The sequence below is a fragment of the Hymenobacter qilianensis genome (assembly GCF_014489555.1).
Lineage (GTDB): Bacteria > Bacteroidota > Bacteroidia > Cytophagales > Hymenobacteraceae > Hymenobacter > Hymenobacter qilianensis.
Map to the genome: position 1 here is coordinate 4,619,147 of NZ_CP060784.1, position 10,728 is coordinate 4,629,874.

Sequence of the window (10,728 nt, forward strand, 5' to 3'; positions counted from 1 at the left end):
TCGCGTTCGGATGCTTTTTCGCTTAAGTGGTGCTTCGCTCCTTGCCATGAAAAGGTTTTATGTGCTGCTACTGTGGGGCTTAAGTTTGAGTGTCCCTGCCAGGGCCGTTCAGCTTGATGTCAGGCTCGACAGCTTGCACCGGCTATTGCTGGTAGCGCCCCCGATACCGGGCGGGTGCTGCTGCTGACTCAGCTGGCCTACGAAAACACGCAAAGCAACCCGCTGGCTACTATCTTTTATGGCAAGCAAGCCCTACAGCTGGCCCAGAAGCTGAAATATCGACGGGGTGAGGCGTGGGCCTTGATTCGGTTGGGATCGGGTTTTCGGGAGTCGGGCAACTATCCGGCGGCGCTGCAGGTAGGAATACAGGGCCTGCGGCTGGCCGAAGAGCTGCGCGATCAGGAGCTGATTGGGCGGGCGCTGAATACGCTGGGCTATCTGTATTGGGAGCAAGGCTATAGCCGGCCGGCGCTGGCTTACTTTTTTAAGGCGAAGAGCGTAGCCGAAAAAAGCCGCAACATTAAGCTCCTGACCCGCATTATGGGCAACATCGGCAACGTGTATGCCCAGCTAAACCGCCTGGACTCGGCGCGCCACTACTCGCAGGTTGGCTACGCCATGGACTTAAGTGAGCACGACCTGATCAGTGAGGTAGGCGACGCGGCCATGCTTGGCAACATCTACGCGAAGCTGGGCAACCCGCAGCTGGCCCGCCATTACTACCGCCGCAGCATTCAGCGGGCGCTGAGCCAGCATGTTACGTTTGCCTTGTGCCGGGCGTATCTGGGGCAGGCCCAGCTATTCAGGGAAGAGCTGGGGCCGTGGGCCGATTCAGCCCTTTATTTCGGGCATAAAGCACTGATTGCCGCCCAGAAAGGCAACTACCCGAAAGGAGTGCTGGAAGCCAGCCGGTTTTTGTCGAGCACCTATGCCGCCCGCCGCAACAATGCCCGCGCATTCCATTACCTGACCCTAGCTAGCACTACCCGCGATAGCCTGTTTAGCCAAACCAAAATGGCGCAGGTGCAGGCCCTTGAAGTAAGCGAACAGCTCCGCCAGCAGGAACGCGCCATTCAGCAGGCCCAAAGCGATGAAGAACACCGCTCTCATTGGCTGATTGCTGCTTTGGCTAGCATCATTCCGGTGCTGCTGCTACTATGGCGCACGATTCGGCATAAGCAGCGGGCGAACCTCAAACTAAATGCTCAGAATGCGGAAATAGCTAACCAGCGCAACAAGCTAAGCGCTACCCTATCGCAGCTGAAAGCCACCCAGGCACAGCTGGTACAACGCGAGAAAATGGCCTCCTTGGGCGAGCTGACGGCCGGCATTGCCCACGAGATTCAGAACCCCTTGAACTTCGTCAATAACTTCGCTGAGGTGAGCACGGAGCTAGCCACCGAGCTTCAAGCCGAGGCCGACCAACCCCAGCCCGACCTGCTCACCCTGCGCAGCGCGGCAGCTGAGTTGAAGGAAAACCAGGAAAAAATATACCTGTACGGACGCCGGGCGGCCAATATTGTGCGCGATATGCTGGCCCACGCTCGCACCATTGGGGGCGAACGGGTACTGACCGATTTGAATGCCCTAGCTAATGAACATCTGCAGCTGGCTTACCACAGTTTCCGGGCGAAAGACCCACATTTTGTGGCTACCATTACCACCAAATTAGATCCAGCCTTGGGTCGTATTCGAGCTATTCCGCAAGCGCTCGGCCGGGTATTATTGAACCTGCTTAACAATGCTTTTTATGCTGTGCAGCAGCGACAAAAAGTTGAAGGCGGAAATTATTGCCCCGAGGTGCAGGTGCAAACGTACCGCCGCAACAAGCGAATAGAAGTGCGCGTGCGCGACAACGGCCTGGGCATCCCCGCTCAGATACGCGACAAAATCTTTCAGCCTTTTTTCACCACCAAACCTTCCGGTGAAGGCACGGGCCTGGGCCTTTCCCTGAGCTACGACATCATTACCCACGGCCACGGGGGCTCGCTCCGGGTAGATAGTCAGGAGGGCGAATTCACCGAATTTACCATTGAGCTCCCCCAGGTTCCGAACTACAAAAAAAGCCCCCCAGACGCGGAATTGGCCGAAGACGTAGCCATTATGAGCTAGCTCTTGCCTGATGTAGGTATTGGAGAAACCTACCAGATAAGCTTGTAGCCGATGCCGCGCACGTTCACGATCTGCACCTGTGGGTCGTCCTTCAGATAGCGCCGCAAGCGGGTTATAAACACATCGAGGCTGCGGCCGTTGAAGAAGCTGTCGTTGCCCCATAGCTCCTGGAGCACCGTGGCCCGCTCCAGCACCTGGTTGCGCTGGTCGTAAAGGCACTTGAGCAGCTCGGCTTCGCGGTGGGTTAATACTTCTTCGTGGGTGCCTAGCAGTAGGCGCTGCCTGGGATGATCAAACTCATAGCGGCCGATGGTGAGCACAGCGGAAGGCGCGGCCGCTGGCGGGGTTGTGCTCAGGCGTGCCTTAATGCGGACAATCAGCTCATCCATGCTGAAGGGCTTTTTGAGGTAGTCATTGCCCCCAGCTCAAAGCCGCGCACCACATCGGCGGGCTGGGAGCGGGCCGTCAGGAAAATAATGGGCACCGAGGCGTTGTCGCGGCGGATTATTTCGGCCAGGGAAAAGCCATCGAGGCGGGGCATCATCACATCGGCCACCACAATATCGGGGCACTGCTGCCGGAAAAGCTCCAGGCCTTCCTGCCCGTCGGCGGCGTAGCGCACCGTAAAGCCACGCACCTCCAGACTGTCTTTCACAATCATGCCCAGCGCGGGCTCGTCTTCGATGAGGAGAATGGAAGGCATGGGGGCATTTTGTAGAGACGCAATAGTTGGAGTCTGGTCGTTGAACGATTGGTGTTGCGCCGTTGAATACTTTATTCTAAACATTAACCGCGACGATTGAGACCCGACTACGCGTCTCTACACTGAACGTCATACGGGCAGCCACATAGAAAACTCACTGCCCCGATTTGGCTCGCTACGCACGTCAATATGCCCCCCATGCCGCTCTACCACCTGGCGGACGTAATACAAGCCCAATCCGAAGCCTTTCACGGGGTGCAGATTGCCGGTCGGCACGCGAAAAAACCGGTCAAAAACGGCGGCCTGGTAACTCCGCGGAATCCCAATGCCGTCGTCCTGCACCGTCAGGCGCCAGCCGGTTTCGTCGCGGCGACCTTTGATGGCGATGGTCACCTGCTCGCGCGAGTACTTAATAGCGTTGTCGATCAGGTTGTTGATGACGCCCGCCACGTGCAGCCGGTCCAGCGACAACGACTCGGACGGCTCAATATCGACCTCAAAACGCACAGGCTTGGAAGCCTGCAGCTGATGGCGCGCTACCAGTTCCTGCACCAGCTCCGCGGGCCGCACCGGCTCCGGGTTGATAGTCAATTGCTGACGCTCTTCCACCGCGCTGTTGAGCACTTTCTCCACCAGATCCGACAGCCGTTGCAGCTCCTTTTGGGAAATGCTCAGGTAGGTTTGGGCCTTTTGCGGGTCATTCAGGGCGCCGAAATTCTGCATGGCCTCCACTGCCGCCGACACCGTGGCCAGTGGCGTTTTCAGCTCGTGGGTCATGTTGTTGATGAAGTCATTCTTGACCTCCGAGAGCTTTTTCTGCCGCAGAATAGTGCTCAGCATCAGCGCAAAGCAGCCCGTGGTGAGCCCCAGCAACGCTACCGACCCAGCCAGCAGACCGCCCATCTGGCGCAGAATATAGGGTGTGGGCGTGGGGAAAGATGCCTGCACAAACACCGAACGAATGGGATTGAGCGGGATGGGGGGCGTTTGGACGGGGTAGCCAGCGGGCGCGGGCTTGTTGGGCACATTTGCCGCCAGCATCGGTTCAGCCACGGGCACGGTCAGCGTGTCGAGCTTCACGGCGGTTTGCACATCGCGCAAACGCAGCTCCGCTTGGTAGGCCGCCAGAAGCTGAGGCAGATTCACGTGGCGGCTGCCGATCCAGTCGTTCATGATGATGCGCGAGATGGTACGCGCGGCCGTGTCGGCGGCAGCCCGGCGTTGGCCCGACGGCTGGCGAGTGGTGATAATCAGCCTGTCGGAGCGGAGCACGCGGCGGCCCGTATCAGGCGGCGCAGACTGCGGCGACACGACAATACGCTCAATTTGCCCCCCAGCATCGGAATTGAACTCCTGTAGCATAACCCGCCTGCTTACGCCTTTCTGCTCGCCCTGCACCAGTTGGCGCGCACCACCGAGCAGCTGCCGCTGCACCACGGCCAGCAGGGCCTCACGGGTGGTGCGGTCGAACTGCTGGCCGGTGAGCTGGTAGGTATTGTAGAGCCAGTACGCCTGGAAGCCGTTGATGCCCAGAATACAAGCTGCCATAAGCCAGAAAATAGAGCGGATACGGCGTTTCATGGGTGGGGCAAAAGGTAGAGCAGAACGAAAATACGGCCTTGCCGCATGGTACTCACCACCGTTAACATTCTTTAACACAAGATAACAGTGGTTTACACGCCGGAAGTGGTGCTTTGTAAGCGTAATTCATTGCTTCAAACTCCCGCTACCATGAAACTCCTCCCCACTTCCCTTTTCACGCTGCTGCTCGCCTTTGGCATGAGCGCGGCCTCGTCTCTCCAGGCCCAGACCACCGGGCGCATCAGCTACGAAGGCACCCGCCGCATCGACCCAAACCAGCGGCGCATTGTAATTAATGGCCAGGAAGTGAAGCCAGGCAGCCCCGACTTCCCCGCCGACCTTCCCGACGTGCGCTCCTTCGGCCAGACGCTGAGCTTCGCCGGCGACTATGCCCGGGAAGCCCAGGAAGGCGGCGGGGCGATGGTTCGCATTGTGGAAGGTGGCCCAAACAGTGCTCCGCAGACTACCAACATTGGTCGCCCCTTCGAGGAAACGGTTTTCCTGAATCTGAAAGACCGCACCTACGCCACCGTAGTGTCGGTCAAAAAAGACGACCAAACCACCGAATATCGGGCCGATGCTCCCTTCGCAAAGCCCGAAAACTGGCAGCTGACCGCCCAAACCAAGAAGATTGCCGGCTACACCTGCCGCAAAGCCACGGTGCCCTTCCGCAAAGAAACCTACACCGTCTGGATCACGACGGACTTGCCGTTTACCTACTCCCCCATCCGCGACCTGACGCCGGAAAAAGGGGTTGTGCTGGCCGTGGAAGGCTCTGGCGAGCAATTTAAAGCCACCAAAGTTGACCTGAAGGCCCCAGTAAAAGAAGCGGAAGTGCGGCCCAGCACCCAGGCCCAGATGGTGACCGTAGCCGAGCTGAATGACGTGCGCGAAAAGGCCCGGGCCGATTTCCGCTCGCGCATGATGGAAAACTTCGGCGGCCGCGGCTCCAACTAATTCCCGGCTCCTTCTCCCCGAAAAAGCTTCTTAGCCTTCAGCACGGGTGTAGAGACGCGTATTCGCGTCTAATCGTTGCGGTCGCTGGGGCGACGAATTGCGCGTTGCTGCTCGTTCAACGACAGACGCGAATACGCGTCTCCACACCTGCTATTGTTGGTAGAATTATTCTCTGCTTTTACTGAAAAGAAGCCGCTGGGGGGCAAATTTCACTAAGCCTCAACCTATATGCGCACTGTTCTACTGCTTCTTGTATGCTGCCTCAGCGCGGTTCAGGCGTACGCCCAACAGCCGACCCCAGCCCGCGCCAGCGGTACCGGCCAGATTCTGGGCGGCATCGCCGATTCGGTTAGCGGCAAGCCCCTGCGCGAGGCTTCCGTATCACTGCTGGCGGCCCGCGATTCGTCCTACATCTCCTTCACCATCACCGATGGCGACGGGCGCTTTGCCCTGCGCGGCGTGGCGCCCGGCCGCTACTTCCTGCTGCTCACCTTCGTTGGCTACAAAAGCAAGCTGCTCCCCGTATCCGCGACAGCCGGCGCCACCGACATCGGAATGCAGCGGCTGGGGGGCATTTCTCACACCCTGGGCGAAGTGGTAGTGCAGCAGGAGCGCGCCCCGGTTTCGGTGCAGGGCGACACGGTGGCCTTTAGTGCCCGCGCCTTTCGCACTCAGCCCAATGCGGTCGTGGAAGCCTTGCTCAAGAAGCTGCCCGGCGTGCAGGTCGACCGCGACGGCACCATCCGGGCCCAGGGCCATCAGGTGAATCGGGTGCTGGTGGATGGCAAGCCTTTTTTTGGCGACGACCCCAAGCTGGCCACCCGCAACCTGCCCGCCAATATTATCGACCAAGTGCAGCTCTACAACCAGCGCAGCGACCAGTCGGCCTTCTCCGGCATCGACGATGGCCAACAGGAGAAAACCATCAACCTGATTACCAAGCGCGACAAGCGCAAAGGCTATTTCGGCACTGAGTCAATCGGGGCCGGCACCGATGAGCGCTACCGCGCGCAGGTCGGCCTGAACCGCTTCAATAATGGCCGCCAGATTTCGGCTTTGGGGCAGGCCAACAACGTGAATCAGCTGGGCTTCAGCACCGACGGCAGCCCCACGGCCGGCGACGTGAGCAGCGGCCCCGGTACGGGCAGTGGCAACAGTCTGCCCGGCGGCTTTGGGGGCGTAGGTGGGCCAGGCGGTGGCGCCATCGTGGTTAATGCAGGTGGCCGCGGCGGCGGCAATGCGCAGCCGGCCAGCAACAACCAGCCCACCAACATCACCGAATCGTTGGCTGGGGGGCTAAATTACCGCGACGCCTGGGGCAAGCGGGCCGAAGTGGCCACCAGCTACTTCGCCAACCGCACCATCGTGACCACCGATCAGGTAAGCCGGCGCGAAAACGTGGCCGGCCTCGACGCTGGCACCGGCGAAACGGGTCAGCCTTTGGTTACAGATCAAAGCGCGGCGGCCCGCGCCCGCAGCGTAAGTCAGCGCTTCAATTTTCGCCTCGACTATCGCCTAGACACTCTTACCTCGTTTCGCTTCACGCCGGCCGTATGGTGGCAGAATACCGATCAGGAACAGGCCAAGAATCAGCTAACGAGCGTGGGCGAGCGGCAGCTAAACACCAGCCAAAGCACCTACGATGCCGCCGCCAACACCTTGTGGGGCAATGGCAACCTGCTGCTCATGCGCCGCTTTGCCAAGCCTGGCCGCACCTTCTCGGCCAACCTCAGCGCAGTGCTCAATAATCAGGCTGGCGAGGCGTTGAACCAAGCTGCCAACACCTTTTTTGCCCCCGATGGCGCTGGCCGCACTAGCCTACTCAACCAGCGTATAAACCAGGACTATCCGGCCCGCACGCAAGTGCTCAATCTGGCCTATGTAGAGCCCCTGACCTTGCAGCAGAAGCTGGAGTTTCGCTACAACGTAGCCAACACCCGTAGCACCTCCCAGCGCGAGGTAGCCGACTTCAACCCTGTTACCGCTCGCTACGATGCAGCCAATGAGGTGCTTAGCAATCAATTCAGCAGCAGTTTCCTAACAAACCGGGCTGGCCTGACCTGGCAGACACGCCGCCTGCGCTACGGCTTCTCTCTGGGCCTCGATGCGCAGCAATCCAGCCTGCGGGTCGATAATCGGAGCGCCGACACGGCCCTCACGCGCGATTATCAGAGCCTGCTGCCCAGCGCCATGTTCACGCTCAACGCCAGCCGCAGCCGCACGCTCCGCCTGAACTACCGCACCCGCTTGCAGGCGCCCACGGCCAGCCAGCTCCAGCCCGTGGCCGACAACACCAACCCGCTTTACATCCGCTTCGGCAACCCCCGGCTGCAACCCGAATATTACCACACCCTCACGGCGACCTTCAACCAATTTAACGCCGTGAACAACCGCAGCGTGTTTGGTCTGCTGAGCGCCAACCAGGTGCAAAATCGCATTGTGTCGGCCACCAGCTTCAGTGCGAGCGGCGTGCAAACGACGCGTCCTGTTAACGCCGATGGCTACCGCAGCCTCAATGGGTTTCTGTCCTTGGGTCAGCGCCTGGGCTGGCACAAGCTGAACGTGAACCTGACTACCAACGGCAATTTTACACAGGGCCAAAGCCTGGTGAACGACCAGCAAAACCAAGCGCGCAACTGGAGCCTGGGGCAAGGCTTAAGCTTAAACACTGCCTTCAATGATAAGCTGGAGCTAGGCTTCGCCGGCAACGTCACTTACCTCGACGCCCGCTATTCTCTGTTGCCCCAACAAAACACGTCCTACTGGACCCAGACGCTGGAAGCCGACGTGTTCTACCAGCTGCCTGGCCGCTGGGCCGTAAGCAGCGACTTATGGCTCACGCGCTACGCGGGCCGCTCGGCCGGCTTCAACCAGGGAGTGGCGCTCTGGAACGTGGGCCTCACCCGCCAATTATTCAAGGATAAGCAAGGCGAATTGAAGCTTCAAGCCTACGATTTGCTCAAGCAAAACCGCAGCGTAGTACGCAACGTCACAGATGTTTACCTGGAAGACGTGCGCAGCAAGGTCCTCAGCCGCTACGTCATGCTCAGCTTTACTTACAACCTGCGGCAGTTTGGCCAGTAAGGACTTTGGCAACAGAAATAAAGTCAAAAAGCATCAGCTTCTCAGCATGTGGGGGGGCAATTCCGAAACTCACATTTCAGGTCATGCAGAGCGCAGCGAAGCATCTCGCTCGCGGTCGTCTGATTGTAGAAAGGCGGTCATGCTGAGCCGGTCGAAGCATCTCTACTGCAATGCTAATCTCAACGAAGCGGTAGAGATGCTTCGACCGGCGGACGCCAGACAAGCATGACAATACCATTGCAATCAAACACGCGAGATGCTTCGGCTCCGCCTCTGCATGACGGGAAAGCGAAGATCCGAAGTCACGCCCGCAGCAAAACTGCTTCTCCTTCAAACTTAACAGATCGAAACATGCTATTTTCGTCCGTGCCAAGCCTGACTAATCAGGCCGCCGGACTTGCTGTTTTGCTTCTTTATGAACTTGAAAAGGTACTTCGCGCTCAGCCTGCTGAGCGCTGGCCTGCTGGCCGCCCATCCTGCCCTAACACCTGCACCAGATGTAAATGCGCTTAAGACGCAAGCAATAAAGGACCTGGACGGCAGCTACAACGACTACAAGAAGGTAGCCCAGCAAATCTGGGGGTTTGCGGAAGTGGGCTATAAAGAAACCAAAAGCTCGGCCCTGTTGCAGAAAACCCTGCGCGAAAACGGCTTTTCGGTGCAGGCCGGCGTGGCTGATATTCCAACGGCTTTTGTAGCGACTTACGGCAGTGGCAAGCCGGTCATCGGCATACTGGCCGAGTATGATGCGCTGCCGGGTTTGTCGCAGCAAGCTGGGGCGGAGAAAAAGGCGGTGCCCGGCCTCGACGCGGGTCATGGCTGTGGCCACAACCTGTTTGGGACAGCCAGCGTGGCCGCCGGCATCGAGCTCAAAAAGCTGATTAAAGAAGGCAAATTCAAAGGCACCGTGAAGGTGTATGGCACTCCTGCTGAGGAAGGCGGCAGCGGCAAGGTGTACCTGGTGCGGGCCGGCTTGTTTGCTGGCGTTGATGCCGTGCTGCACTGGCACCCGAGTAACCAAAACCGGTCGATGATGAGCAGCTACATTGCCAACAGCTCGGCCAAGTTCCGCTTTCACGGCATTGCCTCACACGCCGCCGCTTCGCCTCAGCGCGGACGTAGTGCCCTCGACGGCGTAGAAGCCATGAACAACATGGTGAACATGATGCGGGAGCACGTGCCCCAGGAAACGCGCATCCACTACATCATCACCAACGGCGGCAAGGCCCCGAACGTGGTGCCCGAATTTGCGGAAGTGTACTACTATGTGCGCCACCCCAACCGCGACGAGGTGAAAGATGCTTTTGCCCGCGTGGTGAAAGCGGCTGAAGGCGCAGCCCTGGGCACCGGCACTACCATGGACTACGAAATCATTGGCGGCACCCACGAGCTGCTTCTCAACGAAACGCTGGCCCGGGCGCTGCAAGTCAACCTGGAGCGGGTGGGCGGCGTGACCTATACCCCGCAGGAAGTTGCGGTTGGCAAACAGATTCAGGCATCATTCGGCTTCCCGGCGCCCCCCATTGAAGAAGCAGCCAAGGTACAGCCCTTCGCCGTTACTGATGGGGGTGGCAGCTCCGATGTAGGCGACGTAAGCTTCGCGGTACCCACGGTAGGCCTCACGGCCGCCACCTGGATTCCGGGCACGCCGGCCCACAGCTGGCAGGCGGTAGCTTGCAGCGGTCAGGAAATTGGAGCGAAAGGCATGATGGTAGCCGCCAAAACCATGACCTTAACGGCCATCGACCTGTTTACGGACCCAGCCCTGCTTGAGAAAGCCACTGCCGAATTCAAGCAGGATGTGGGCAGCTATGTGTACAAGCCTCTGCTCGGCGACCGTAAGCCCGCCCTCAACTATCGCGACTAGTTTTTAAAACAGACTTTTCGCCTGCAATACCTTCATAATCAGCTTTGCAGAGTTGCCTCGGCTGGCTATGAAGGTGCGGCGGTCAGATGGTAGTTGCTAAGCGGCCTCCCCTGGGAGGCTGTTTGCTTTTCAGCCGCGGTGGCTTTGGAAGCAGCAGTAGTTTTTGCGTTAGCACGGCGGCTCTGCGCCCAGTAGCCCAAGCCCGCTGCGGCTAGCAGGGCGGCTCCGCCGGCTACTTTCTGGCCATTGGTCAGCGCACCAATCCCGTTCTGGCCTCTCCCTTTCTTGCCGGACTTTTTGGACCCACCGAATAAGGAGCTGCTATTTTTTTGCTTAGCTGCTTTCTTATCCTTTTTCGCGTTCTCTTTCTTGCTCTTTTTCATATCAGTAGCATTTAGGAATAGGTGCGTGCCCGATGGTTATC

General features: G+C 59.0%; 8 protein-coding genes. 4 read left to right on the forward strand and 4 right to left on the reverse strand.

Annotation, left to right across the window (positions count from 1 at the left end; genetic code table 11):
• Positions 1-174: 174 nt before the first annotated feature.
• Positions 175-2,112: an ATP-binding protein gene (locus tag H9L05_RS20835; protein ID WP_187732509.1), complete on the forward strand. Its 1,938-nt coding sequence runs from the start codon at positions 175-177 to the stop codon at positions 2,110-2,112.
• A 29-nt stretch (positions 2,113-2,141) separates the two neighbouring features.
• On the opposite strand, the gene H9L05_RS26560 is transcribed toward H9L05_RS20835, so the two are convergent.
• The 3 genes from H9L05_RS26560 to H9L05_RS20845 form a co-directional block, all read right to left on the reverse strand.
• Positions 2,142-2,501, reverse strand: coding sequence for a winged helix-turn-helix domain-containing protein (locus H9L05_RS26560; RefSeq protein ID WP_317175042.1), 360 nt, complete (start codon positions 2,499-2,501; stop codon positions 2,142-2,144).
• Entirely contained in the window at positions 2,489-2,815 is a 327-nt protein-coding gene (locus H9L05_RS26565; protein WP_317175043.1) for a response regulator, read from the reverse strand. The genes H9L05_RS26560 and H9L05_RS26565 overlap by 13 nt, the downstream gene beginning before the upstream one ends.
• A 129-nt stretch (positions 2,816-2,944) precedes the next feature.
• Positions 2,945-4,396, reverse strand: a complete 1,452-nt coding sequence (locus H9L05_RS20845; RefSeq protein WP_187732510.1) for a sensor histidine kinase — start codon at positions 4,394-4,396, stop codon at positions 2,945-2,947.
• Positions 4,397-4,546: 150 nt separating this feature from the next.
• Between H9L05_RS20845 and H9L05_RS20850 the strand changes: the two genes are divergently transcribed.
• The 3 genes from H9L05_RS20850 to H9L05_RS20860 all read left to right on the forward strand — a co-directional run bounded on the left by H9L05_RS20850 (position 4,547) and on the right by H9L05_RS20860 (position 10,304).
• Positions 4,547-5,353, forward strand: a complete 807-nt coding sequence (locus H9L05_RS20850; protein ID WP_187732511.1) for a GLPGLI family protein — start codon at positions 4,547-4,549, stop codon at positions 5,351-5,353.
• A 228-nt stretch (positions 5,354-5,581) separates the two neighbouring features.
• The gene (locus tag H9L05_RS20855) at positions 5,582-8,437 is read left to right on the forward strand and encodes an outer membrane beta-barrel family protein (protein WP_187732512.1); all 2,856 of its coding nucleotides are present in this window, start codon (positions 5,582-5,584) and stop codon (positions 8,435-8,437) included.
• A 415-nt stretch (positions 8,438-8,852) separates the two neighbouring features.
• Entirely contained in the window at positions 8,853-10,304 is a 1,452-nt protein-coding gene (locus H9L05_RS20860) for an amidohydrolase (protein ID WP_187732513.1), read from the forward strand.
• A 65-nt stretch (positions 10,305-10,369) separates the two neighbouring features.
• On the opposite strand, the gene H9L05_RS20865 is transcribed toward H9L05_RS20860, so the two are convergent.
• Entirely contained in the window at positions 10,370-10,687 is a 318-nt protein-coding gene (locus tag H9L05_RS20865; RefSeq protein WP_187732514.1) for a hypothetical protein, read from the reverse strand.
• Between the last annotated feature and the right edge of the window lie 41 nt (positions 10,688-10,728).

What these genes read in the sequence shown, in the direction of transcription:
- H9L05_RS26560 (WP_317175042.1), bottom strand. Translation starts at nt 2,501, where the DNA reads ATGGATGAGCTGATTGTCCGCATTAAGGCACGCCTGAGCACAACCCCG.
- H9L05_RS26565 (WP_317175043.1), bottom strand. Translation starts at nt 2,815, where the DNA reads ATGCCTTCCATTCTCCTCATCGAAGACGAGCCCGCGCTGGGCATGATT.
- H9L05_RS20855 (WP_187732512.1), top strand. Translation starts at nt 5,582, where the DNA reads ATGCGCACTGTTCTACTGCTTCTTGTATGCTGCCTCAGCGCGGTTCAG.
- H9L05_RS20865 (WP_187732514.1), bottom strand. Translation starts at nt 10,687, where the DNA reads ATGAAAAAGAGCAAGAAAGAGAACGCGAAAAAGGATAAGAAAGCAGCT.
- H9L05_RS20845 (WP_187732510.1), bottom strand. Translation starts at nt 4,396, where the DNA reads ATGAAACGCCGTATCCGCTCTATTTTCTGGCTTATGGCAGCTTGTATT.
- H9L05_RS20850 (WP_187732511.1), top strand. Translation starts at nt 4,547, where the DNA reads ATGAAACTCCTCCCCACTTCCCTTTTCACGCTGCTGCTCGCCTTTGGC.
- H9L05_RS20860 (WP_187732513.1), top strand. Translation starts at nt 8,853, where the DNA reads ATGAACTTGAAAAGGTACTTCGCGCTCAGCCTGCTGAGCGCTGGCCTG.